Below are 23710 nucleotides of genomic sequence, written 5' to 3'. Positions count from 1 at the left end.
GCCGCCAGAATCCGGAGCCAGTCATGACCAGCATCACCCTTCTGACCGGGCGGGTCGCGCCCCTTGGCGGCCAGCGGACCAGCGCCATCGACAAGCGCCCGGTAAGCGGGCCGTGCCTGCTGGGACCTACCGGATTCGCAGACGATGAGCAGGCGGACCTGCGGGTGCATGGCGGGCCGGAAAAGGCGGTGCATCATTACCCGCGCGACCATTACGAAGCGTGGCAGACCGATCTGGGCCTGCTGCCGCTGCTGGACGCGCCGGGGGCCTTCGGCGAGAACATCTCGACCCTCAACCTGACCGAAGCGTCCGTCGCGGTCGGCGACATCTTCCGCATGGGCAGCGCGCTGGTTCAGGTCAGCCAGGGGCGGCAGCCCTGCTGGAAGCTGACCCACCGCTTCGCCATCCCCAACATGGCGCGCCGCGTGCAGGAGACCGGGCGCACCGGCTGGTATTACCGCGTTCTGGAACCCGGAACGGTTGCGCCGGGCGACACAATCGTCCTTGTCGACCGAGCGGCGCCCGACTGGACCCTGCACCGCATCTGGCATGCCTTCTATGTCGACCGCTTGAACGCCGAAGAGTTGAAGAACATCGCGGCGCTGGAGGTGCTGGCCGAGAAATGGCGGCTTTACGCGCGCAACCGTCTGGAAAGCGGGCGGGTCGAGGATTGGACCCCCCGCCTGAACGGCAGCCTGGAGGGTCGCGCATGAGACCACCTCTTGTCATCTCGATCCAGAGTCAGGTGGTCATGGGCCATGTCGGGAATTCGGCCGCCGTCTTTCCGATGCAGGCCGCCGGGCTGGAGGTTGCGCAGGTCCCCACTGTCGTCTTTTCGAATACGCCGGATTATCCCACCCTGCGCGGCCGGGCGATGCCCGCCGATTTCTTCGCCGATCTTCTGCAAGGTGTCTGGGAACGCGGTCTTCCAGCGCGCGCGTCCCATGTCGTCACCGGCTATATCGGGTCGGTCGAGGTGGCACGGCAGGTTGCGGGCTTCGTTCAGCGGGCCAAGCAGGAAAACCCGGATCTGATCTATTTTTGCGATCCGGTGATGGGGGATGATGCGCCGGGTCTGTATGTGCCCGAAACGATCGCCACCATCCTGCGCGACGAGTTGCTGCCCCTGGCCGACATCGCCTCGCCCAACCCGTTCGAGATCGCCTATCTGACCGGGCAGTCGATCACCGCACTTGCCGATCTGCCCCGCGCAGCAGCGGCGCTGGGCATGGCACCGGGCGCGCATCTGATCGCCACCGGTTGCCACCTGACCGAGACCGCCGGTGGGATGCTGGAAAGCGTCATCCTGGGACCGTCGGGGATCAGCCGCCATCCGGTGCCGCGCCTGCCGGTGGCAATGGCGGGCACGGGCGACCTGTTCGCGGGGCTGATTATCGCGGCGCTGGCGTGCGGGCGCGCGCTGACCGATGCGGTCGAGTTCGCACAAGTCCAGACATCGCGCGCGCTGGCGCGGGCGGCCGCGCTTGGCGCGCAAGAGGTGGTGCTTTCGGACCCCGACTTCCGCGCCGCGCTGCTGACGCTCTAGGGTTTCCGCAGCGCATTCATCAGGGCCGCCCCCAATGCGCCCGGCGTTTCGGGCGCGGCGGGCCGGGCCGATTTCGGGCCGCGTACGGGCTGTTGCGGCGATTTCGGGCCGCGTTCCGCCTGAGCGTCGCGGGCGCTGGCACCGCCATCCTTGCGCATGGTCAGGCCGATGCGCTTGCGGGGCACGTCCACCTCGGTCACGCGAACCTTCACCACGTCGCCGACCTTCACCACCTCGTTCGGGTCCTTCACGAAACGGTCGGCCAACTGGCTGATATGGACAAGCCCGTCCTGATGCACGCCGATATCGACGAAAGCGCCGAAGGCCGCGACGTTGGTCACGGTGCCTTCCAGCACCATGCCGGGCGTCAGGTCCTTGATGTCCTCGACCCCCTCGGCAAAGCTTGCCGTGACAAAGCTGGGACGTGGGTCGCGGCCGGGCTTTTCCAGCTCGGACAGGATGTCGCGGATGGTGGGAAGGCCAAAGCTGTCGTCGACGAACTGTTCCGCCCGGACGCCCTTCAGTGCGGTCCCGTCACCCATGATCTGGCGAATGTCACGTCCGCAGGCGGCGACGATCCGGCGCGCGACACCGTAAGCCTCGGGGTGGACCGACGAGGCGTCAAGCGGCTCCTTCCCGTCGCGGATGCGCAGGAAGCCCGCGCATTGTTCGAACGCGCGGGGACCAAGGCCCGTCACCTTCTTCAGCGCCGCGCGCGAGGCAAAGGCCCCTTCGGCATCGCGGTGGGCGACGATGTTCTGGGCCAGCGACGGACCCAGCCCGGCGACATGCGCCAGCAGCGGAGCGGACGCCGTGTTCAGGTCGACGCCGACGGCGTTCACCGCGTCCTCGACCACAGCCTCCAACGTCTTCGTCAATTGGCGCTGGTCCACGTCGTGCTGATACTGGCCGACGCCGATCGATTCCGGCGGCACCTTGACCAGTTCGGCCAGCGGATCCTGCAGGCGGCGCGCGATCGAGACGGCGCCCCGCAGCGACACGTCAAGGTCGGGAAACTCCTTCGCCGCCAGTTCCGACGCCGAATAGACCGAGGCCCCCGCCTCGCTGACGATGACCTTGACCGGGGCCTTCACCCCCGCGGGAAGGCGCTTCAGCACGTCGACCACCATGCGTTCGGTTTCGCGGCTGGCAGTTCCGTTGCCGATGGCGATCAGTTCGATCTTGTGCCGCACGATGGCCGCGGCCAGCGCGGCCTCGGCCCCGCGCAGGTCGTTCTTGGGCTGGAAAGGGTAAAGCGTAGCGGTTTCCACGACTTTCCCGGTCGCATCGACCGCGGCAAGCTTCACCCCGGTGCGGATGCCCGGATCCAGCCCGATGGTGGGACGCGGCCCCGCGGGCGAGGCCAGCAGCAAGTCCTTTAGGTTGCGGGCAAAGACGCGGATGGCCTCGGCATGGGCACGGGTGCGCAATTCCGTCAGCAGGTCGACATACATCGTATTCGACAGTCTGACCCGCCAGGTCCAGCCCGCGACCTTGCGAAGCCACTGGTCGCCCGGCCCGTCGCCCAACCGGCCAAGGGCGGCGGCAACGATGCCTTCGGCGCGCGCGGTGCCGGTCTCGTCCTCGGGCGCGATCTCGATGGTCAGGACTTCTTCCTTGGCGGCGCGCAGGATCGCAAGCGCGCGGTGGCCGGGGATCGCGGACCACTTTTCCGCATGATCGAAATAATCGCTGAACTTCGCGCCGTCCTGTTCCTTGCCCGCGACGACGCGGGCGCTGATCCGGCCATCGGCCTGCATGAACTGGCGCAGGCGGCCCAGCAGATCGGCATTCTCGGACAGTTCCTCGACAAGAATGTCGCGCGCACCGTCCAGCGCCGCTTTCAGGTCGGCCACGTTCTCGGTCAGATAGCCGGCCGCCAGCGCCTCGGGGTTGGCGCCGCGATTGTCCTGGATCGCACGCAGCAGCGGCTCCAGTCCGTTTTCGCGCGCGATCATCGCCTTGGTGCGGCGCTTGGGCTTGAAGGGCAGATAGATATCCTCAAGCGTGGCCTTGGTTTCCGCCCCGGAAACGGCACGGGCCAGATCGGGCGTCATCTTGCCCTGCGCCTCGATCGATTCCAGGATCGCCTTCCGGCGCGCCTCAAGCTCGCGCAAATAGGCCAGGCGCTCGGACAGGGTGCGCAATTGCGTGTCGTCCAGCCCGCCCGTCACCTCCTTGCGATAGCGCGCGACGAAGGGCACGGTCGCGCCGCCGTCAAGCAGCCCCGCCGCTGCCGTGACCTGCTGGGCCGAGGCATTGATTTCACTGGCAATCCTGCGCGCAATACGGTCGGTCGCGTCCATTCGCTCGGCTCCCCTTGGATCAGGGGGTGTCATACCGCGTCGGACGCCCCGGGCCAAGCCATCCGCATGGGGCAAAGGCGAAAGGCCGCCGCCTAATCCTCGGCCGGGGCACCGGCGCGGAAATCGGCGGGCCGGATGCCGTGGCGCGTCAGCTTGTCGTAAAAGGTCTTGCGCGGCAGCCGCAGCCGGGCCAGCGCCCGGCTGGCATTGCCCTGCTCAAGCCGCAGGGCTTCGCGGATCAGGTCGGCCTCATATTCGGCCACCATTTCGGACAGGCCCCGTCTCCCGTCCTCCGGCGCAGGCTCGGCCACCCGGTCAATCGCGGTCATCCCCAGCGCGTGAGCTTCGGCAAAGCGGCGCAATTCGCGCAGGTTGCCGGGCCAGTCATGTGCGGCCAGCCGGGCCGAGACGGCTGCGGGAATGACCGGCGGCGCGATGTCCAGCCGCGTGCAGGCCTCCAGCAGGAAATGGCGGAAGAGTTCGGGGATATCCTCGCGCCGGTCGCGCAGCGGCGGCAGGGTCAGCACCACCCCTGCAAGGCGATAGTAAAGATCGCCCCGGAACAACCCCTCGCGCACCAGCGGCTGAAGATCGCGGCGGGTCGAGGCGATGATGCACAGGTCCAGCGGCCGGGGCGCGGCCGCACCCGCGGGCCAGAACTCCCCCGCCTCGATCAGCCCCATCAGGCGCGCCTGAAGACCGGGCGACAGCAGGTCGATCTCGTCCAGGTAAAGCGTACCGCGATGCGCCTTTTCCAGCCGCCCGGCGCTGCGCGCCTGCCGACCCGAGGGTTCGAGGCCCAGAAACTCGGCCTCGAACCGGGTTTCGTCCAGCGCGGCGCAGGCGACATGCACGAAGGCGCGGGCGCGGCGCGGCCCCTGCCGGTGCAGGGCATGCGCGACGCTTTCCTTGCCCGAGCCGCCGGGACCGACCAGCAGCAGGTCACCGCCCGCGGCCGCCAACCTCTCGATGCTGTCACGCAGGTTCTGCATGATCGCGCTGTGGCCGATCAGCCGGGTATCCTGGGCCAGCGCCTCCTGTTGCTGGCGGCGCAGCGCACGGTTCTCGATCACCAGCGCACGGGACTGGCAGGCGCGGTTCAGCGCCGCGGCCAGCTGGTCCGTGCCCACCGGCTTCGACAGGAAGTCATAGGCCCCGCGCTTCAACGCGGCGACCGCCATCGGCACGTCGGCATGGCCGGTCAGCAGGATCACCGGCAGGTCGGGGTCCAGCGCGTTCAGCCGCCCGAACAGGTCCATCCCGTCCATGCCCGGCATCCTGACATCGCTGAGCACGATGCCGGGGTAATCTGGTCCCAGCCCGATAAGTGCCTCGGCCCCCGAGCCGAACGGCTCGACCGCGAAGCCAGCCAGCTTCAGTGATTGGGACAGCGCCATCAGCAGGTCCGGGTCGTCGTCGACCAGCCGGACCGTCCGGATCGTCTGGGTCATATGGCCCCCTGAAGTTCAAGAATGAAGCACGCTCCCTGCCCCGGTTCGGGGGGAAGCGCGCGCAGGTCGCCGCCGAAATCCCGCGCGATCTCTTGCGAGATGACCAGCCCCAGCCCCAGACCGTTCGGCTTGCTGGTCGCAAAGGGCGTGAACAGGCGGGCCGCGGTTTCGGGCGTCAGGCCCGGACCGTTGTCGCGGACGGTGACACGAACGGTTTCGGCCGCCTCGACCCCGATCCGGATGCGGGGATCCTGCGTGCCAGCCAATGCCTCTTGCGCGTTCTGAAGCAGATTGACCAGAATTTGCTCCAGCCGGACCGTCTCGGCCATGACCAGCAGGCCGGGATCGACGGCGGGCATGTCCACCGGGATGCCGCGCCCCGCATGTGATGCGCCGGTCATCAGCACCGCGACCTCCAGCGCCTCGCGCAGCGAGACGGGACCGACGGTGCCGCTGGCCTTGCGGGCAAAGCCGCGCAACTGCTCGGTGATGCGTCCGATCCGCAGCGCCATGCGCTGGATGCCGGCAAGGTTTCCCGCGACCTCGGGGGCCTGCCCCTCGGGCAGCATCGCCGCCCCGTTCTCGGCCAGCAGGCGGATGGTGGCCAGCGGCTGGTTCACCTCATGCGCCACGCCCGCGGTGATCTGGCCCAGCGCGGCCAGCTTGTTGGCCTGCACCATCTCGTCCTGAAGCCGGGCTACGTGCTCTTCGGCGGCACGGCGTTCGCGCATCTCTCCGGTCAGGGCGCGAGTGCGTTCCTCGACCGCGCGTTCAAGCTCGACGCGATAGCGGCGTCCAGCCTCGGCCTCGCGCGCGGCGCGACGGCGGGCGCGCATCAGGATCACGACGGGAACGGCCAGCAGCGTCAGGACGAAACCCAGCGCGCCCATCGTCAGCAGCCCGGCATAGCGCGCTGCACCCGTGGACGAGGCCATCGTCATCGTCCAGTCGATCCCCGGCACCGCCTGCGTCGTGCGGATCGCGTCCCCTTCGTTCGGCATCGGGTGAAAGCGCAGCGCCGGATCACCCGCCAGCATCACCTGCCCCGAGGGGTCGGTGACAAAGGTCTGTGCAGCATTCCCCGCCCAGTTCCGTTCCAGCGCGTCGAATTCGACCTTGACCACGACCACGCCCAGCGGCTCGGTCGCGGTATCGGGGTGCCCGCCCGCCAGCCCGACCACGTCATGGGACAGATACAGACCGGGACGATGGCTGACCGTGCCTTGCGCGAACTGCGTCGCCTCTCCGCGCAGCAGTGCATCGCTGAAGTAATCGCGGAAACTGTAGTCTTGCCCGACAAAGCTGGTCGCTTCGTCCCAGTTCGAGGCCGCGATGGCCACCCCGCGATGGTCCAGCAGATAGATGACCGAGCTGTTGGTCTGGTCGCGCAGCCGGTCGAACTTCAACGAGACCGCGGCGCGGTTCCCCGGCAAGGGGTCCGCCAGGGCGTCCCGCACCAGCGCGTCATCAGCCAGCACTGTCGCGACCGCGCGCTGGCGCGACAGCACGCCTTCCAGCGCCTGCACGCGCGTGCGCAGCTCGACCTCCTGTGCAAGGCGCAGATCGTTCAGCGCGTCATGCTGGCCGATGCGAAAACCGCTCGCCAGGACGCCCGCCAGCACCAGGGCAATCAGCAGCCACAGCCAACGGGGGACGCCGCCCGGCGCTCTCGAATCAAGGGCCTTCCCGACGGACGCCATTCCGGAAACCTGACCAAGCTTGTGTGGAATTTCACACTAGCACATTTCCACTGTGCGGAAAACCACACAATATTGGCGACGCCATCCCGCCAAAACCCCATGAAATCAGCGCATTGCTGCCATGCGCCGCGAATTTGGGCGGCGCTGAACAGAACTGTAGCATGTCCGTCACAGTCACATCATTGCAGGTTGGAGGAGGCCAAATGCAACTCGACACGTCGACGCAGCCGACCACGCACGCATCCCGACCCTTCTATCGTCATCTTTATGTCCAGGTCCTGTTCGCCATCGTCGCGGGCGCGCTGATCGGGCATTTCTATCCGGAAACCGGCGAGGCGCTGAAGCCGCTGGGCGATGGCTTCATCAAGCTGGTGAAGATGATCATCGCCCCGGTCATCTTCCTGACCATCGTGACCGGCCTTGCCGGCATGGGCTCGCTGAAGGGCGTCGGTCGCGTGGTGGGCAAGTCGTTCGCCTATTTCCTGACCTTCTCGACGCTGGCGCTGATCGTGGGTCTGGTGACCGCGAACGTGATCCATCCCGGCGCGGGCATGAACATCGACCCCGCGACGCTGGATGCCAGCAAGGTCACCACCTATGCCGCCAAGGCCCATGAAACGACGCTGACCGGCTTCGTCATGGACATCATCCCGTCGACCATGGCCTCGGCCTTCGTGGACGGCAACATCCTGCAGGTCCTGTTCATCGCGATCCTGTTCGGGATCGGCATGATCCTGGTCGGCGAAAAGGCCAAGCCCGTCGTCTCGCTGCTTGAGACGCTGAGCCAGGTGGTCTTCCGTGTCGTCGACATCCTGATGAAGGCCGCGCCGGTTGGCGCCTTCGGGGCCTTCGCCTTCACCATCGGCAAGTACGGCATCGCCTCGGTCGTGAACCTGGCGGCGCTGGTCGGAACCTTCTACCTGACCGCGGCCCTGTTCGTGATCGTGGTGCTGGGCGCGGTCGGACTTGCCAACGGCTTCTCGATCTTCCGCCTGATCGCCTATCTCAAGACCGAACTGCTGCTGGTGCTGGGCACCTCTTCTTCGGAATCGGCGCTGCCCGCGCTGATGGAGAAGATGGAAAAGGCCGGGTGTTCGCGTTCGGTCGTCGGGCTGGTCGTGCCCACGGGCTACAGCTTCAACCTGGACGGCACCAACATCTACATGACGCTGGCGGCCCTGTTCATCGCCCAGGCGACGAATGCCGATCTGACGCTGTCGCAGCAGCTTCTGCTGCTGGCGGTCGCGATGCTGTCCTCGAAAGGGGCGGCGGGCGTGACCGGGGCGGGATTCATCACGCTGGCGGCGACGCTGTCGGTCGTGCCGACGGTCCCGGTCGCCGGCATGGCGCTGATCCTTGGCGTCGACCGCTTCATGTCGGAATGCCGCTCGCTGACCAACTTCATCGGCAACGCGGTCGCGACGATCGTCGTCAGCCGCTGGGAAGGCGCGCTGGACCGCGAGGCACTGGACCGTGCCCTTGCCGGCGAGGACATGGACGCCGTCCATCCTGTCACGACGCTGCGCCCCGCACCTGCCGGCCTGCGCCTGGGCGAGGCCAGCGCCGACTGATCCCGGTGCGGCCCGAACGGGCGGCTCCTCCCCGCTGCCCGACCAGAAAGCCGCGATCCGAATGGGTCGCGGCTTTGCAGTTCGGCCAGCGCGTCAGTCGAGGTTCAGCGGCAGCAAGATCGTGATCGGCTTCTGCTGCATGTCCGGGGTAAAGGTGGGCAGGCGCGGCACATCCTCGATCGCCGCCACCAGACGCTTGCGGGCCTGTTCCGAAAGCCCGGCGCTGGCCTCGACCATTTCAACATCGGCGATGCCGCCATCGGGATGCACGATGAACTGGATCTTGGCCGTCTTGTCCTTCATCGACGAGTCGCGCTGCCCCTGCGCCCAGAACCTGGCGGACGCATTGGCCTCGACGCGGCTTTGCACGGCGCGAATCCATTCCTTGCGGTTCTCGGGGGCAGGCAGGCCCGAGCCACCGGCCTGTTCGGCCAAGACGGGGACAGCGGACAGAAGGGACAGGGCAAGGAAAGCGGCGCGCAGCATGGGGTTCTCGTCGGGTGAAGGTCGGCCCCAATTTCGCGGCCAGGATGCGGGCCTGCAACGGGCCGGAAATCGGGCCGCGCGGCTGTTGCCCCGCGGCCACCTTCCGGCGGTTCAGGTAACGACGCCGATCTGCCAAGGCACGAATTCGTCCTGACCGTAGCCCAGTTCCTCGCTTTTCGACTTCTTGCCCGAGGCGCAGTCGATCATCATCTGGAAGATGGTCTCGCCCAGTTCCTCGATGGTGGCCTCGCCCTCGATGATGGTGCCGCAGTTCAGGTCCATATCGTCTTCCTGCCGCTTCCAGGTCGCCGTGTTGGTCGAGAACTTCAGCGACGGCGCGGGCACGCAGCCAAAGGCCGAGCCGCGCCCAGTGGTGAAGCAGATCAGGTTCGCGCCCGAGGCCACCTGCCCCGTCGCGGACACCGGGTCATAGCCGGGGCTGTCCATGAAGACCATGCCATGTTCCGTCACCCGCTCGGCATATTCATAGACCCCGCGCAGGTTCGTGGTCCCGGCCTTGGCGACCGCGCCCAGCGACTTTTCAAGGATCGTGGTCAGCCCACCCGCCTTGTTCCCGGCCGAGGGGTTGTTGTTCATCTCGGCCCCGTTGCGGGAGGTGTGCTCCTTCCACCAGTCGATGCGGGCGATCAGCTTTTCGCCGACCTCCTGCGTCTCGGCGCGGCGGGTCAACAGGTGTTCGGCGCCGTAGATTTCCGGCGTCTCGCTGAGGATCGCGGTGCCGCCATGGCTGACGAGGATATCGACCGCATGACCCAGCGCCGGATTCGCCGTGATCCCCGAATAGCCGTCCGACCCGCCGCATTGCAGGCCCACGACCAGTTCGGAAACCGGGATCGGCTGGCGCGCGATGGCATTCGCATCGGCCAGCATCGCCTTGATCTGGTTCACGCCGTGTTCGATCGTCTTGGTCGTGCCCCCCTGATCCTGAATGGTGAAGGCTTTCAGATTCGCCCCCTCGGCCAGACCACCCTGCGCCATGATCTCGGATATCTGGTTCGTCTCGCAGCCAAGGCCGATGAACAGGACGGCGGCGAAATTGGGATGGGTGGCAAAGCCCGCCAGCGTCCGGCGCACGATGCGCATGGATTCGCTTTTCGAATCCACCGCGCAGCCGATGCCGTGAGTCAGCGCGACGACCCCGTCGACATTCGGGAAATCGGCCAGCGCCTCGGGGCGGATGTCGCGGCGGAAATGATCCGCGATCGAACGCACAACGCGGGCCGAGCAGTTCACCGACGAGATGATGCCGATATAGTTCCGCGTCGCCACACGCCCGTCGGGGCGGCGATAGCCCATGAAGCTCGCGGGCTCGGCCACCATCTCGACATTGCGGGCATCCGCGCCGATGGCATGGTCCATCTGCACATCGGTCATGGCAAGGTTATGGACATGGATATGGCTGCCCGCCGGGATCGCGACCGAGGCGAGGCCGATGATCTGGTTGTAGCGCCTGACCGCCTCGCCCGCCGCAATGTCACGCGTCGCGATCTTATGGCCCGGAGGGATGTCGCCAAGCGTGGTGATCCCCTCCTCGGACAGGACCGTGCCTGCCGGGATGGGTTGCGTGGCGATGATGACATCGTCCTCGGGCCGCAGGCGGATGATGGCTGGCACAGTCTTGGGCGCGCTCATGGCTTCGTTCCGTTTCTTCAAAGATCGAGAATGGCCTTGATCACGCCCGCCTCGGGGCGCGACCAGTCCTGAAATAGGTGCACCCCGTCCGACAGGGAACCCCGATGTGTGTTCAGCGCGCGGGTCGGCACGCGGCCCGCCCGCATCTGGGCCACGACCTCGGCGAAATCGTCGGGCTGGGCGTTGCGGCTGGCGATCAGCGTCGCCTCGCGCTTGTGGAATTCCGGGTCGGCAAAGGTGATGTCCTGACGCACCACCGACAGAAGCACATAGCGCGCACCATGGGCGAGGAAGCCGAAGCCGCGCTCGATGGGCGGCGCGGCCCCGGTCGCGTCGATCACCACGTCGAACCAGTCGCCGCCGGTCAGGCGGGCGGCACTGGCCTCGGCATCCTTGTCGGCAAAGATCACGGCGTCGGCGCCAAGCCCGCTTTGGGCAAAGGCCAGCCGGTCCTCGCGCGTGTCCATGACGGTGACGTGTGCGCCGCGTGCCTTGGCGAAGATGATCGCGGACATGCCAATCGGTCCCGATCCGGTGACAAGCACCCGGTCGCGGGCGGTGATGTTTCCGCGCTTCACGCCATGCGCGCCAATGGCAAGGAACTCGATCATCGCCGCATCCTCAAGCGGGATGCCCTCCGCCGGAATGACGTTCTGCGCCGGCACCGAGATCAGCTCGGCCATGCCGCCATCGGTATGAACGCCCAGCACCTTGATGTTGCAGCAGGCATTGGTCAGCCCGATGCGGCAGGCCTGGCACGAGCCGCAGGACAGATAGGGCACGATATAGACCGGATCACCCGCGCTCAGGTGGCTTCCCTCGGGGGCTTCCTCGACCGTGCCGGAAAGCTCGTGGCCCATGACGCGGGGATATTCCAGGAAGGGGTGCTTGCCGCCGAAAATGTGGAAATCGGTGCCGCAGATGCCGACATGGCGGACGCGGACTAGCACTTCGCCCTGCCCCCTGACGGGTTCGGGGCGCGAGATCAGGGCGAGTAGCCCCGGTTCCTCGCAGATCAGCGCCTTCATGACGCGCTCCTTTCGGTCAGATGGGAAAATTCGGCGACGGCTGCGGTGACGGCACGGTGCCATTCCGCGCTTACCGCCAGCGCCTGCGGCAGCAGGCCGGGCAGGTCGAGGAAGGCACGCGCCGGATTTTCCCCGGCCTCGGCTGCCGCCAGCAGTTCGGCGCGGCGCGGATCGTCCGCCTCGCGCCACTTCATGATCGCCGCGATCCACGCGCCCATGACTCGGGCAAAGGGGGTGATGTCCTGCCCCGCCGCCAGCGCGTCAGTGGCGGGCGAGAAGATGCGCTGCGGCAGCTTCTGCGTCGAATCCATCGCGATCTGGATATTGCGGTGGGCGATGGCGGGATTGGCAAAGCGCAGGATCAGGTCGTCGGCATAGCGGTCAAGGTCGATCCCCGGCACCGGGTCCAGCGTCGCCCGCGCCGCCAGCATATGCGCGCGGACCTGCGCGACCAGCGCGGGCACCGCCATGACGTCGCGGACATGCTCCAACCCGTTCAGGATGCCCAGATGCGCGACAAGCGTATGGGTGCCGTTCAGCATCCGCAGCTTCATGTTCTCATAGGGTTCGACATCCGCCACCATGACCGCCCCCGCCTTGTCCCATGCCGGGCGACCCTGCGGAAATTCGTCCTCGATCACCCATTGGATGAAAGGCTCGGTCTCGATCGCAAGCACGTCCTCGACCCCGCCCAGCAGAGCCGCCGCACGGGCGCGGGTGGCATCGGTCGCGGCCGGAACGATGCGGTCGACCATGCTTGACGGAAAGGCGACTTCGGCCGCGATCCAGTCGGCAAGCCCGGGATCGGTCAGCGCGGCATATTCGGTGACCAGACGCCGCAACACCCGCCCATTCGACGGCAGGTTGTCACAGGACAGCACGGTGAAGGAAGGGGTATCCGCCGCACGCCTCAGCCGCAGCCCCTCGACCAGCAACCCGACCGCGCCGCCGGGATGGCTTGGGTCGGCAAGGTCGGCCGCGATCGAGGGATGGTTCCGGTCCAGCCCGCCGGTCGCGGGATCGACGCCGTAGGCCTTTTCGGTCACCGTCAGCGTCACGATGCGGATCGCCGGATCCGCCAGCCGCGCCAGCACCTCGGCCCCGTCCTCGGCGGCGCAGAGCCAATCCTCGGTCACGCCGATCACCTCGGCACTGTCGCCATCGGGACCACGGGTGATGATGGTGTAAAGCCCGTCCTGCGCCTCAAGATCGCGGATCGGACCGGCAGAACGCAGGTTGACCGCGACGATACCCCAGGCGTCGGGGTCGGCATTCAGCGCGCGCTGGGTAAAGGCCGCCTGATGCGCGCGATGAAACGCGCCAAAGCCCAGATGGACGATGCCCGGCAGCAGGGTCGCGCGGTCGAATTCCGGCACGTGAACGGCTTCAGGCAGCACGGATTGCGAGGAAAGCCGGCTCATGCAAAGGCCCCCAGACGCGGATGCGACAGCGCCCGCTCGATCCCGCGCAGTTCCGCCAGCCCCTTGAGGCGGCCGATGGCGGGATAGCCGGGCTGCGCGCCGCGGTTGAGGTCGTCGAGGATTTCCTGACCGTGATCGGGGCGGATCGGAATCTGGTGATCCTCGCGACCCTCGTCCCGACGGCGCTTTTCCTCGGCCAGCAGCACGGCGATGACCTCGACCATGTCGGTGCCGCCTTCCAGATGCTCGTCCTCGAAGAAGGAACAGGGGATGCTCTCCGCCTCGCGCGTGACATTCCTCAGATGGACGAAATGGATGCGATCGGCAAACTCGCGGGCGATCTGCGGCAGGTCGTTGTCGGGACGAGCGCCGAGCGAACCCGAGCACAGCGTCACGCCATTGGCGCGGGCGTCGACCTGCGAAAGCATGTGGGCATAGTCGTCGCGGGTCGACAGGATGCGCGGCAGCCCCAGCAGCGGCCACGGCGGGTCGTCGGGATGGGCGCAGATGTTGATGCCGACTTCTTCGGCCACGGGCACCACCTGCGACAGGAAATCGACCAGATTGATGCGCAGCCGGATCGCATCGATCCCCTGATAGGTCCGCAGCTTTTCCAGAAGCTGCTCCAGCGTATAGCCGTCCGCCGAACCCGGCAGCCCGGCCCCGATATTGCGGCCAAGCGCTGCGACGCGCTCATCCGGCATGGCGGCAAAGCGGCGCGCGGCTTCCTCGGCCATAGCCTCGGGATAGTCGGCCACGGCGCCGGGGCGCTTCAGGATATGAATGTCGAAGGCCACGAAATCGGGCAGATCGAAACGCATGGCGCGGGCGTGCTGATGCGTTTCCCAGCGCAGGTCGGTGCGGGTCCAGTCCAGCACCGGCATGAAATTGTAGCAGACCGTGCGGATGCCACATTGCGACAGGCGGCGCAGGCTGTCCTGCCAATTGGCGACATGGGCGCGCCAGTCGCCGGTCTGGGTCTTGATGTCCTCGGAGACCGGGACGCTTTCGACCACGTCCCATGTCAGCCCGCCCGCGCGCACCTCCTCCTGTCGCTGGCGGATGCCATCGACGGTCCATGCCTCGCCGGTCGGGACGTGATGCAGCGCGCTGACGATGCCATGCGCACCCGCCTGCAAGGCGTCGCGGACGCTTACCTTGTCGACGGGACCGAACCAGCGCCACGTGTATTTCATTTCACTTGCTCCTGATGGGCAAAGGTCAGTTGCACCTTGCAGGCAATGCTGCGGTCCGAAGCCAGCTCGAACGCCTCCCGCGCGCGTTCCAGCGGCAGGCTGTGGCTGATGATCGGGCGCAGGTCGATGGCACGGCTACCGATCAGGCGGACGGCCTCGGCGAATTCGGCATGGAAGCGCTGCGAGCCGCGCCAGGTGATCTCCTTGCCGACCAGCGCGTTCAGCGGAATGGTCATGTCACCGGTGACACCCACCTGGATCAAGGTGCCGCGCGGACGAATGGCGGCGAAGGCGGTGCGCAGGGCGGGACCGGCGGCCGAGCAGTCGAAGATCAGGTCGATCTGGCCCTTGTCCTTCTGCAGCGGCTCCAGCGGCCCCGCGTCGGTCGCGACATTGATCGTCATCGCCGCCCCCATCGCCCGGGCGCGGTCCAGCGCGGCATCGGTCAGGTCGGTGACGATGACCTCGCCCGCGCCGGCATGGCGCAGCGCCGCAAGGACCAGCAGCCCGATCGGCCCGGCCCCCGTGACCATGACCCGCAGTCCGGACAGATCGCCCAGCAGGTCGCGCGCTTGCGCCACCGCGTGCAGGCAAACGGCCAGCGGCTCGGAACAGGCGGCCTCGCCCTCGGTGATGCCTTCGGGAAAGGCATGGACCTGCCGCGCGGGGACGGTGAACAGGTCACGGAACATGCCCTGCTCATGGGGCAACCGCATGGCGCTGCCGATGAAATGCATGTCCAGGCAATGGACCGGCATGTCCCGCAGACAATATTCGCAGGTGCCGCAGGGCTGGGACGGGCTGACCGCAACCAGCGTGCCGGGCGCCAGATCGACCCCTTCGCCCGCCTCCAGCACCCGCCCCGAAGCTTCGTGCCCCGAGATGATCGGCTCGCGCACGCGGACCGGGCCGAAGCCGCCGTCGTGATAATAATGCAGGTCCGATCCGCAGATTCCGCCCGCCGCCATGGCAAGAAGAACCTCGCCGGGGCCGGGGCGGCCAACCTCCTGCTCCTCGACCCTCAGGTCATGGGCACCGTAAAGGCGTGCAACCCTTGTGCGCATCGTTCAGCCTTTCACCGTTTCATAAATACCCATGCGACACCGGCCAAGGTCCGCATGGGTGCCAGTTCAAGCGATGCCCGCGCAACCCAGCGGCCACGCGGGCATGGTTCAGCGGATCAGGCCCAGCTGCGTCGGCAGCCACAACGTCAGTTGCGGGATGAAGGTGATCAGCAGCAAGGCCACGAACAGCGGGATCATCCAAGGCAGGATGGCCAGCGCCGTCCGCTCGACCGACATCTTCGATATTCGCGACAGCACGAACAGCACCATCCCGACCGGTGGCGTCAGCAGCCCGATCATCAGGTTCAGCGTCACGATCAGCCCCAGATGCACCGGGTCGATGCCATAGCGCGCGGCGACCGGCATCAGGATCGGGACCAGGATCGAGATCGCCGCAATGGTGTCAAGGAATGCGCCCACGATCAGCAACAGGATGTTGACGATGATCAGGAACGTCCACCAGTTGTCCGTCAGCGCGAACATGAAGTCGGCAAAGACGGTCGCGGCCTGCGAAACCGTCAGCAGCCACGCAAAGATCGAGGCCGCGGTGACGATGAACAGGACCGAGGCGGTCGTCTCGATCGTGTCGAAGCTGGCCTTGGCGAGGCTGCGGAAGGTCATGGTGCGATAGCGCACAAGGCCCAGGAACAGCGACCAGATCACGGCGGCGACGGCGGCCTCGGTCGGCGTGAACCAACCCATGGTCATGCCACCGATCAGCAGCACCGGGGCCATCAGCGCCATTACCGCGTGCCAGTCGAAATACCAGTCGAGCGCGATCAGCGCGGTCAGCCCGATCAGGACGGCGATGTTGACCGAAAGCCCCGCCATGACCATCAGATAGACCACCAGCGGGAAGCTGAGGACGATCAGCACCTCAAGCGATGCGCCCAGAAGCTGTTTCAGCTGGAACGGCGTGTCCGAGCCCCAGCCCTTGCGGCGGGCAAAGACATAGACCGTCAGCATCATCAGCAAGGTCATGACGATCCCGGGAAGGATGCCGGCCATGAAAAGCGCGCCGATCGAGGCGTTTGCCATCATCCCGTAGATGACGAAGGGCAACGACGGCGGAAAGATCGGCCCCAGCGTCGCCGAGGCGGCGGTGACGCCGACCGCGGCCTCGACCGGATAGCCGTGGTCCTTCATCGCCTTGATCTCGATGGTGCCGATCCCGGCGGCGTCGGCCAGCGCGGTGCCCGACATGCCCGAGAACACGACCGAGCCGATGATGTTCACCTGCGCGAGCCCGCCCTTCATCCAGCCGACCAGCGACAGGGCGAAGTGATAGATGCGGCCGGTGACGCCCGCGATGTTCATCAGGTTGCCCGCAAGGATGAAGAAGGGGACGGCGATCAGCGGAAAGCTTTCGACGCCTGCGATCATGCGCTGCGCGGCGATGATATCGGGGGCGACGTTATAGACCCCGATATAGGCCAGCGACGCCACCGCCATCGCGATCGCGACCGGCACGCCGATGATCATCAGAAGAAGGAATGATCCGATAAGCAGGAGCATGGTTCAGATTCCTGTGAAGCCGGACTCGGCCGCTTCCTCGCGGACGGTCTTGGGTCTGGTCAGGTCGCGCACGAAGTTCTGCACCGCGCGCAGCAGCATCAGGACGAAGGCGATGAAGACGGTGTAGAAGACGAAGCCGCGCGGCAGGTCGACGGTGACCATGCGCTCGGTGCCGACGACCTCGATGTAGCGCCACATCAGCCAGGACATGTAGCCGAAGAAGCCGATGCCGATGACGTCCACCATGACCTGCAGCACTCGTCCGACACGCTGCGGAAGAATGTTGTAGAGCAGGTCGACGATGATATGCCGGCCCAGGCGAACGCACATGATCGCGCCAAGGAAGACAATGATGACGAGGCAGTTCGCCGCGATCTCCTCGGTCCATGCGAGACTGTTGTTCAGTGCGTAGCGGGTAAAGAATTGCAGGAAGACGCAGCCCCCCATCGCCCAGAACACCGCAAGCGTGATCCAGTCCTCGACGGAATAGGGGGAAAGATCGACGGGGCCGCTTTCGTCCTCGAAGGCATGCGCCATCTCTTCCACGCTGGTCAGCGTGTGATCTTGCTCGGCCATGTCATAGGCTCCGAAACTGGTGGGGGATGGCCCCGGCGCAAGGTGTCGCCGGGGCGCGGGGACGATTACTGGACGGCGCGGATCGCGTCGTAATCGGCCTGGACATAGCCGAAGGATTCGACCGGCTGGTTCTCAAGCACGGTCTTTTCGAAATCGGCCTTGTCGACCTCGGTCACGGTCAGGCCGTCAGCCTTGAACTTCTCGACCAGTGCGGCCTCGCGCTCTTCGACGATCTTGGTGGCGCGCTCGGAAGCCTCCATCATCACGTCAGAGAAGATCTTCTTGTCCTCGTCCGACAGGCTCGACCACAGTTGTTTCGAGATCACGGTGTTCAGGTGGTCGACGATATGACCGGTCAGGGCGATGTTCTTCTGGACCTCGTAGAACTTCTTGGCCTCGATGGTGGTCAGGGGGTTTTCCTGGGCCTCGACGGTGCCGTTCTGCAGCGCAAGATAGACCTCGGCAAAGGCGATGGGCGTGGTATTCGCCCCGCAGGCGCGCGGCATCGCCAGATAGGCAGGCACGTCCGGCACGCGGATCTTCACCCCGTTCATGTCGGCGCAGGTCTTGATTTCCTTGTTCGCCGTGGTGTGGCGGGTGCCGTAATAGGTGACTGCGGCAATGTGGTTGCCGGTCGCGTCCTCATAGCCCTGCGCAAGCTTCTTGAAGACATCGCTTTTCGTATAGGCGATCAGGTGCGCCGGATCGCGGAAGATATAGGGGTAATAGGTCACGCCGATCGGCTTGTAGTCGCGCGCGGCGAAGCTTGAGCCCGAGATGATGATGTCGACCGTGCCGAGCTTCAGGCCCTGGTTGATGTCGGCTTCCTTGCCCAGCTGCGACGCCGGGAAGACGTCGATCTTGTAGCGACCGTCGGTGCGCTTGGCGATTTCTTCGGCCGCCCACACGGATTCGGTGTGGAACGGCTCGGACGTCTCGTAGACATGCGCCCATTTCAGCGTGGTCTGCGCATGTGCGGCGATGGTGCTGGCCATCATCATGGCGGCAGCGCCCATCAGGCCCTTGATCGTGAACTTCATGCATATCCTCCCAGTAGCGTTGAGTTCAGGGTCTTGTGGTCAGGCTCCCAGGGTACCCTCGACCAGGAAGCTTTCGGTAAATCTTCGTTGCGATTCCGTCAGGTGATGACGCATCGCCTCGCGCGCGGCGGGGGCATCGCCATCGGCGATGGCATCGCGGATCGCGCCATGTTCGGCCAAGGCCAGGCGCCAGGTGCGCGGCCCCTCGAACCGGGTCGAGAACTGCACGAAAAAGGGCGACAGCCGCTTTTCATAGATCTCGGCGGTGAAGTTCGACAGCACGCCGTTGCCCACCCCGCCCGCGACGGCGATGTGGAATTGCCCGTCCAGCACGATCGCGCGCCCGCGGTCGTCCAGCGCCTGCCCCATCTCATGCAGGTTGTCGTCCAGCCGCTGAAGCAAGGCGGGGGTGACATGGCGCGCGGCCTCTTCGGCGATGGCGCTTTCGATGATGGCGCGGGCCTGCAGGATCTCCAGCGGACCTTCGCTGTCCAGCCCGATCCCGCCGCTTTCGGGCAGGAGGCTGGCGCCGACATAGATGCCCGATCCCATGCGGATATCGACGCGCCCTTCAACCTCCAGCGCGATCAGCGCCTCGCGAAGCGACGGGCGCGACACGCTGAGCAGCTCGGCCAGATCACGTTCCGAGGGCAGCCGCGCCCCCGGCGCGAGCCCCTGTGTCGCGATCAGCGACAGGATCTGGTCGGCCACCTGCCGGTATTGCCGGCGGGGCTTGGCGTCGTGGTGCATCTGTCCTCCGGAACCTGCGCCACCTCCACATGGCGCGGGGTCAAACTGGTTTGACCAATTCGAGATTAGGAATCCGAAATGCGTCCGGTCAAGAAAAATTTGCAGTGCAGCGGACGGGTTTTGCTTGATTTCCCCCTGCCCCGGCGAATTTCGCAAGTCGAGACAGGGGGATAAAGCGGTCAGGCCAATGGCGCGATCCCCAGGCTTGCCGACAGCGACGCGAACTCGGTCGCGGTCGTCGGGTCCAGAATCACCCCCTGAACCTCGCGCTGGCGGGCGACCTGCCATTCGCGATCCCCCGGCGCCATGACGCGGCAATCCTCGCGCGCGGGGGAATTGCGCAGGGTGTCGACATAGCGCCGCATCCCCGCATCGAACTGGGCGCGATCCAGAAACGCATCCGGGTTCAGCGCCAGCACAAAGGCCCCCATCCGGCGCGGGGTCGAGAAATCCGGCCCGTCCATATGCGGAATGTCGAAGCTGAGCGTCATGCCGGTCAGGACCGCGCTGAAGATCTCGGCCACGCCTGCCAGTGCTGCCCCCTTGAAGCCGAACTCACCCCCCAGCGGGGCCAGCATCTCGGTCTTTCCGGGGTCGATGGTGTTCACCCCGGCCTCGTCCGAGGCGACGCCGACCGGCAATTCGACACCAAGGCTGCGATACAGCAGCACCCGGTTATAGGGGATCGCGCTGGTCGCCATGTCCAGGAACCACGGGTCCTCTCCCTGAACCGGAACGGCGACCGAGATGGGGTTGGTGCCGTGAAACCGCATCGCTCCGTCATGCAGACGCACGAAACTGTCGGAATTGCAAAAGCTTATGCCAATCAAGCCCTGCTGTGCCGCTGCCAGGGAATAGGCCCCTGCGGGCCCGAAATGCGAGTTGTTGCGGATTGCGACCGCGCCGATGCCGAACTGGCGCGCCAGCTCGCACGCGCGTTCCATCCCGCGATAGGCGCCAAGCGCGCCCTGCGCGTGATCGGCGTCCAGCACCTCGATCGCGCCCATGCCGCCGACCTTCCTGACCTGCGGCCGGGGGTTCAGGCGGCCTCCTTGCAGCACCTTCAGGTAATGCGGCAGCAGGCGCACGCCGTGGCTGTCGACGCCGAAACGCGTGCCATGCATCATCGAACGCGTCGCCGCATCCGCCGTCGCCTCGTCCGCGCCCACGGCCAGAAAGGCCGCGCGACAGAAACGGTCCAGCTCGGCCAGCGCAATATGGCGGTCCTGGGTCATCCGATCTCCTCCCCCTCGAAATGTCTGTTGCGCACACTAGACACGATGGCGGGGCCCGCACAATGGTCCGCCGCACCCCAAGATTGCCAATGCCGCCCGACAGGGCCATCCTGCCCGGACCAAGGCGGAGCCAGCAGACATGACCACAGACCCCAGCCGCCTTGCCCCGCGGCTTTACCAGCAGGCGGCAGCGGCACTTGCGCGCGAGGTCGAACAGGGCCTGCTGCCGCCCGGCGCGATCCTGACGCAGGGCCAGCTTGTCCAGCGTTTCGGGATCAGCCGTTCGCCCGCGCGGCAGGCGCTTGAGGAACTGGCCCGGCTGGGCCTGCTGGAGCGTCAGGGGGCCGCACGGTTCAGCGTCGCCGCGAACAGCGTCCAGCCCGTCCCGCGCCCCGCCCCCGCCGATCCCGTCCGCCTGACGCCCCGCGCCGGGTGGGAGATGCTGTATCCCGAGATCGAGATGGAGATCGTCTCGCGCAGTTCGCTGGGCAGCTGGCGCGTGAACGAGGCGATGCTGGCCCGCCATTGTGGCGTCAGCCGGACGGTGGCGCGCGACGTGGTCGGCCGCCTTCAGAACCGCGGCATCATCCGCAAGGACGACAGCGGCCGCTGGTTCGCCCCCGCCCTGACGGCCCGCCATATCGACGAGCTGTTCGAACTGCGCTGGCTGCTGGAGCCGGTTGCGATGGAAAAGGCGCTGCCACATCTGCCGGGCGGATTGCTTGACCAGATGCTGGCCGAGCTTGAGGCCGCGATGGCCCCCGACGCCCATCGCGACAGCGCCCTGCTGGACCATCTTGAGCAGCGCCTGCATGTCGAGATGCTGGGCCATTGCGGCAATGACGCGCTGATCCGGGCCATCCGCCTGCCGCAATCCCTGCTGATCGCGCATCACATGCTGTATCAGCTGACGCTGGAACTGTTCGGGACCGAACCCTTTCTGACCGAACACCGCGAGGTCGTCCTTCGACTTCTCTCGGGCGACATCGCGGGTGCAAGGGCCGCGCTGGTCGCGCATCTGCGCATCTCGCGCCGCCGCGCCATGCTGCGGATCGAGGCGGTGCAGGAGATGATCCAGCCCGATCCGCTGCCCTATCTGGAACGGATCGACCCGGCCTGAGATTCAGCGGGCCGGGCCAGCAGCCAGTCCCGCATCTCGCGTTCGGCGATGCGCAGGGCCTCCGCATTCAGGGCGCCGCTGGACAGCGCGCAAGCCACTGCGCGGACCCGCTTGTTGATCGCGGGCGCGCCCTCCCCCGGCAGATCGACCGCCAGCTTGTCGTAAAGCGACAACAACCGGTTCTGGACCGTGCGCTCGGACATGCCGCGGCGGCGCGCGATCTCGCGGTCCGGCAGGCCCAGCGCCATGTCCAGCAGCACGGTATATTCGCTTTCGCTGAGGGCATGGGCCGGGCGGGACTGGCGCTGCTGCAGGCGATGGATCTCGCGGTCGACCAGCACCTGACCCTCGACCAGCACGGCGCGCATGGCCAGATGCAGTCGCTGCACGGGCGCGGTCTTCAGGACATAGCCATAGGGAGAGCCATGCGGCACGATCCGGCTGAGCCCGCGCAGATAGGCTTCATCGGCATAGTTCGACCAGAACAGGATGCGGGTCTCGGGACGTTCGGACCAGATGGTGCGGGCGGCGTCGATGCCGTTACGCTCTTTCATCTGCAGGTCCATGACCACCGCGCCGACGCCGCGCCGGGCCATGACCTCTCCCTCGCGCCCATTGTCGGCGGTCAGGATCTGGCTGACCTCGGGCAGCGCCTGACCGACCGCATCGCGCAAAAAGGCGGCGTGCAGGGGATCGTCCTCGACCAGCAGAACCTTCATGGCGCGGTCCCCGGAGTGCCGCCCAGACTGACGCTGACGCTGGTGCCGGTGCGCCCGCTGCGGACCGACAACTTGGCGCCGATCAGCTGGGCGCGCGTGCGCATGTGGGACATGCCGCCCTTGCGGCGGCCGCGACGGATTTCCTCGGGCAGCCCGCAGCCGTCATCGGCAATGGTGACGCGCAGCCGGGGCCGCCCCGCGATGCGCACCCCGATGCGCGACGCGCGGGCATGGCGGCCGGCGTTGTTGATCGCCTCCTGCACGATGCGGAACAGCGCGATGCGCACGACCGGGTCCAGCATGTCGGGCGCGCCACCGCTGTCGTCATGGACCTCGATCCGGGTGCCCTCGCCCGCCGCGCGTTCCAGATGCACGCGCACCGCATGGGCAAAGCCGAACATGTCCAGGATCGAGGGCACCGCCGTATCGATGATGCGCCGCAGATCCGCGACGCAATCGTCCAGCCGGGACAGGATCGCCTCGGCATCGACGCTGCCGGGGCGCGACAGGTCGCGCATCAGGCGGCTCAGGTCGGCAAGAGTCTGGTCGTGCAGGTCCATGCCGATGCGCTGGCGCTCCTGCTCCAGCGCCTCGGTCAGGTTCAGCGCGCCCTGACGCAACCCTTCTTCACGCGCGCGGGCCTCGGCCTCGATGATGGCGGCGTGGCGCGAACGCTCGGCCTCGCGCAGCGCGAACATGTAGGGCGAGATCAGGTCCGCGACCTGCCGGGCGGCAGCGACGTCCGGAATGCCGTAATCATCTGCGCGGAAGGACGAGATGCTGAGCGCGCCGATGATCTCTCCGCCTACGACCAGTGGCACATGCACGCGCGCGCGCAGGCCGTGATCGTGGATGGGAGCGGTGAAGGCACCGGGATAGTGGAAACGGGGATCGCGCATCGCATCGCCCGTCAGCATGTGGTCGAACCGCCCCAGAAGCAGGTCACGGATCGGGCTTGACTGCACCGAGGCATTTCCAAGCCGCCCCCATGCCGTGTCGATCCCGGTTTCATAGGCGGCCGACAGCGTGCCGTCATGGCGCAGCAGGCACAGATCAAGGTGGTCATAGGGCAGGAAGCGCGCGATCTCTCGGGCCACCGACTGGATCGCGGACAGGAAATCCAGCCGCCCCGCCAAGGCGCGCGAGATGCGGAACAGGTGCGACCAAAGCGGTTCCGGGACCGCCTCGGGCATGTCGGCCCGGTCCGGCGCGGCAGTGATGCGGCCATGTTCCATCTCGTGCCGCCTCCCCCCAACGGCCCGCGGACGATGGCACAGTTTCGCGGGCCATTCCACGGAGATAGGGGCGACTTGCGGGTTCCCGCACATGCCAC

Annotated in this window: 20 protein-coding genes; 4 read left to right on the top strand and 16 right to left on the bottom strand. The window is 66.7% G+C overall.

Translation table 11 applies throughout. The annotated features are described in order from the left end of the window. Window positions 1-23: 23 nt before the first annotated feature. Entirely contained in the window at window positions 24-713 is a 690-nt protein-coding gene (locus RM190_RS06050; RefSeq protein ID WP_311758519.1) for an MOSC domain-containing protein, read from the top strand. Beyond that, entirely contained in the window at window positions 710-1546 is an 837-nt protein-coding gene (pdxY, locus tag RM190_RS06045; protein ID WP_311758518.1) for a pyridoxal kinase, read from the top strand. The genes RM190_RS06050 and pdxY overlap by 4 nt, the downstream gene beginning before the upstream one ends. On the opposite strand, the gene RM190_RS06040 is transcribed toward pdxY, so the two are convergent. The 3 genes from RM190_RS06040 to RM190_RS06030 all read right to left on the bottom strand — a co-directional run bounded on the left by RM190_RS06040 (window position 1543) and on the right by RM190_RS06030 (window position 7003). After that, window positions 1543-3852 (bottom strand): Tex family protein, encoded by a 2310-nt coding sequence (locus RM190_RS06040; RefSeq protein ID WP_311758517.1) that lies wholly within the window; start codon window positions 3850-3852, stop codon window positions 1543-1545. The two genes, pdxY and RM190_RS06040, sit on opposite strands and share 4 nt — an antisense overlap. 92 nt (window positions 3853-3944) lie before the next feature. Beyond that, window positions 3945-5303 (bottom strand): sigma-54-dependent transcriptional regulator, encoded by a 1359-nt coding sequence (locus RM190_RS06035; protein WP_311758516.1) that lies wholly within the window; start codon window positions 5301-5303, stop codon window positions 3945-3947. Further along, on the bottom strand, window positions 5300-7003 hold the full coding sequence (locus RM190_RS06030) for a sensor histidine kinase (protein WP_311758515.1): 1704 nt from the start codon (window positions 7001-7003) through the stop codon (window positions 5300-5302). Before RM190_RS06030 ends, RM190_RS06035 begins: the two co-directional genes overlap by 4 nt. A gap of 203 nt (window positions 7004-7206) precedes the next feature. On the opposite strand from RM190_RS06030, the gene RM190_RS06025 reads away from it, so the two are divergent. Beyond that, a complete protein-coding gene (locus RM190_RS06025; protein WP_311758514.1) occupies window positions 7207-8574 on the top strand; it encodes a dicarboxylate/amino acid:cation symporter in 1368 nt (455 codons plus the stop codon). A 93-nt stretch (window positions 8575-8667) separates the two neighbouring features. Here the strand turns inward: RM190_RS06025 and RM190_RS06020 are convergent, their stop codons facing one another. The 11 genes from RM190_RS06020 to RM190_RS05970 form a co-directional block, all read right to left on the bottom strand. Then, on the bottom strand, window positions 8668-9060 hold the full coding sequence (locus tag RM190_RS06020; protein WP_311758513.1) for a TonB C-terminal domain-containing protein: 393 nt from the start codon (window positions 9058-9060) through the stop codon (window positions 8668-8670). A gap of 111 nt (window positions 9061-9171) precedes the next feature. After that, window positions 9172-10713 (bottom strand): UxaA family hydrolase, encoded by a 1542-nt coding sequence (locus RM190_RS06015; RefSeq protein ID WP_311758512.1) that lies wholly within the window; start codon window positions 10711-10713, stop codon window positions 9172-9174. A 17-nt stretch (window positions 10714-10730) separates the two neighbouring features. Continuing rightward, window positions 10731-11741: a zinc-binding alcohol dehydrogenase family protein gene (locus tag RM190_RS06010; RefSeq protein ID WP_311758511.1), complete on the bottom strand. Its 1011-nt coding sequence runs from the start codon at window positions 11739-11741 to the stop codon at window positions 10731-10733. Continuing rightward, the gene (locus RM190_RS06005; protein ID WP_311758510.1) at window positions 11738-13162 is read right to left on the bottom strand and encodes a mannitol dehydrogenase family protein; all 1425 of its coding nucleotides are present in this window, start codon (window positions 13160-13162) and stop codon (window positions 11738-11740) included. Before RM190_RS06005 ends, RM190_RS06010 begins: the two co-directional genes overlap by 4 nt. After that, on the bottom strand, window positions 13159-14358 hold the full coding sequence (uxuA, locus tag RM190_RS06000; RefSeq protein ID WP_311758509.1) for a mannonate dehydratase: 1200 nt from the start codon (window positions 14356-14358) through the stop codon (window positions 13159-13161). Before uxuA ends, RM190_RS06005 begins: the two co-directional genes overlap by 4 nt. After that, window positions 14355-15422: an L-idonate 5-dehydrogenase gene (locus RM190_RS05995; RefSeq protein WP_311758508.1), complete on the bottom strand. Its 1068-nt coding sequence runs from the start codon at window positions 15420-15422 to the stop codon at window positions 14355-14357. Before RM190_RS05995 ends, uxuA begins: the two co-directional genes overlap by 4 nt. Window positions 15423-15530: 108 nt before the next feature. After that, a complete protein-coding gene (locus tag RM190_RS05990) occupies window positions 15531-16937 on the bottom strand; it encodes a TRAP transporter large permease (protein WP_311758507.1) in 1407 nt (468 codons plus the stop codon). Window positions 16938-16940: 3 nt separating this feature from the next. Continuing rightward, a complete protein-coding gene (locus RM190_RS05985) occupies window positions 16941-17513 on the bottom strand; it encodes a TRAP transporter small permease (RefSeq protein WP_311758506.1) in 573 nt (190 codons plus the stop codon). A 65-nt stretch (window positions 17514-17578) separates the two neighbouring features. Then, window positions 17579-18553, bottom strand: coding sequence for a sialic acid TRAP transporter substrate-binding protein SiaP (locus RM190_RS05980; RefSeq protein ID WP_311758505.1), 975 nt, complete (start codon window positions 18551-18553; stop codon window positions 17579-17581). A 39-nt stretch (window positions 18554-18592) separates the two neighbouring features. Further along, a complete protein-coding gene (locus RM190_RS05975; protein WP_311758504.1) occupies window positions 18593-19303 on the bottom strand; it encodes a FadR/GntR family transcriptional regulator in 711 nt (236 codons plus the stop codon). 179 nt (window positions 19304-19482) lie between these two features. Beyond that, entirely contained in the window at window positions 19483-20538 is a 1056-nt protein-coding gene (locus RM190_RS05970; RefSeq protein ID WP_311758503.1) for an Ldh family oxidoreductase, read from the bottom strand. 139 nt (window positions 20539-20677) lie between these two features. Between RM190_RS05970 and RM190_RS05965 the strand changes: the two genes are divergently transcribed. Beyond that, window positions 20678-21658, top strand: a complete 981-nt coding sequence (locus tag RM190_RS05965; protein ID WP_311758502.1) for a GntR family transcriptional regulator — start codon at window positions 20678-20680, stop codon at window positions 21656-21658. Here RM190_RS05965 and RM190_RS05960 read toward each other — a convergent pair. Continuing rightward, window positions 21631-22377, bottom strand: a complete 747-nt coding sequence (locus RM190_RS05960; RefSeq protein ID WP_311758501.1) for a response regulator transcription factor — start codon at window positions 22375-22377, stop codon at window positions 21631-21633. The genes RM190_RS05965 and RM190_RS05960 overlap by 28 nt on opposite strands. Then, on the bottom strand, window positions 22374-23612 hold the full coding sequence (locus tag RM190_RS05955; protein ID WP_311758500.1) for a GAF domain-containing sensor histidine kinase: 1239 nt from the start codon (window positions 23610-23612) through the stop codon (window positions 22374-22376). Before RM190_RS05955 ends, RM190_RS05960 begins: the two co-directional genes overlap by 4 nt. Window positions 23613-23710: the final 98 nt, after the last annotated feature.

Source organism: Paracoccus broussonetiae, assembly GCF_031854425.1.
Lineage (GTDB): Bacteria > Pseudomonadota > Alphaproteobacteria > Rhodobacterales > Rhodobacteraceae > Paracoccus > Paracoccus broussonetiae.
This window is presented reverse-complemented; position numbering and strand designations above follow the sequence as displayed.

Excerpts from the sequence above, each read along its gene's own strand:
- RM190_RS06050 (WP_311758519.1), top strand. The coding sequence starts at position 24 with ATGACCAGCATCACCCTTCTGACCGGGCGGGTCGCGCCCCTTGGCGGC.
- RM190_RS05980 (WP_311758505.1), bottom strand. The coding sequence starts at position 18,553 with ATGAAGTTCACGATCAAGGGCCTGATGGGCGCTGCCGCCATGATGATG.
- uxuA (WP_311758509.1), bottom strand. The coding sequence starts at position 14,358 with ATGAAATACACGTGGCGCTGGTTCGGTCCCGTCGACAAGGTAAGCGTC.
- RM190_RS05975 (WP_311758504.1), bottom strand. The coding sequence starts at position 19,303 with ATGCACCACGACGCCAAGCCCCGCCGGCAATACCGGCAGGTGGCCGAC.
- RM190_RS05990 (WP_311758507.1), bottom strand. The coding sequence starts at position 16,937 with ATGCTCCTGCTTATCGGATCATTCCTTCTTCTGATGATCATCGGCGTG.
- RM190_RS06025 (WP_311758514.1), top strand. The coding sequence starts at position 7,207 with ATGCAACTCGACACGTCGACGCAGCCGACCACGCACGCATCCCGACCC.
- RM190_RS05985 (WP_311758506.1), bottom strand. The coding sequence starts at position 17,513 with ATGGCCGAGCAAGATCACACGCTGACCAGCGTGGAAGAGATGGCGCAT.
- RM190_RS06020 (WP_311758513.1), bottom strand. The coding sequence starts at position 9,060 with ATGCTGCGCGCCGCTTTCCTTGCCCTGTCCCTTCTGTCCGCTGTCCCC.
- RM190_RS05965 (WP_311758502.1), top strand. The coding sequence starts at position 20,678 with ATGACCACAGACCCCAGCCGCCTTGCCCCGCGGCTTTACCAGCAGGCG.
- RM190_RS05955 (WP_311758500.1), bottom strand. The coding sequence starts at position 23,612 with ATGGAACATGGCCGCATCACTGCCGCGCCGGACCGGGCCGACATGCCC.
- RM190_RS06035 (WP_311758516.1), bottom strand. The coding sequence starts at position 5,303 with ATGACCCAGACGATCCGGACGGTCCGGCTGGTCGACGACGACCCGGAC.
- RM190_RS05960 (WP_311758501.1), bottom strand. The coding sequence starts at position 22,377 with ATGAAGGTTCTGCTGGTCGAGGACGATCCCCTGCACGCCGCCTTTTTG.
- pdxY (WP_311758518.1), top strand. The coding sequence starts at position 710 with ATGAGACCACCTCTTGTCATCTCGATCCAGAGTCAGGTGGTCATGGGC.
- RM190_RS06015 (WP_311758512.1), bottom strand. The coding sequence starts at position 10,713 with ATGAGCGCGCCCAAGACTGTGCCAGCCATCATCCGCCTGCGGCCCGAG.
- RM190_RS06040 (WP_311758517.1), bottom strand. The coding sequence starts at position 3,852 with ATGGACGCGACCGACCGTATTGCGCGCAGGATTGCCAGTGAAATCAAT.
- RM190_RS05995 (WP_311758508.1), bottom strand. The coding sequence starts at position 15,422 with ATGCGCACAAGGGTTGCACGCCTTTACGGTGCCCATGACCTGAGGGTC.
- RM190_RS05970 (WP_311758503.1), bottom strand. The coding sequence starts at position 20,538 with ATGACCCAGGACCGCCATATTGCGCTGGCCGAGCTGGACCGTTTCTGT.
- RM190_RS06005 (WP_311758510.1), bottom strand. The coding sequence starts at position 13,162 with ATGAGCCGGCTTTCCTCGCAATCCGTGCTGCCTGAAGCCGTTCACGTG.
- RM190_RS06010 (WP_311758511.1), bottom strand. The coding sequence starts at position 11,741 with ATGAAGGCGCTGATCTGCGAGGAACCGGGGCTACTCGCCCTGATCTCG.
- RM190_RS06030 (WP_311758515.1), bottom strand. The coding sequence starts at position 7,003 with ATGGCGTCCGTCGGGAAGGCCCTTGATTCGAGAGCGCCGGGCGGCGTC.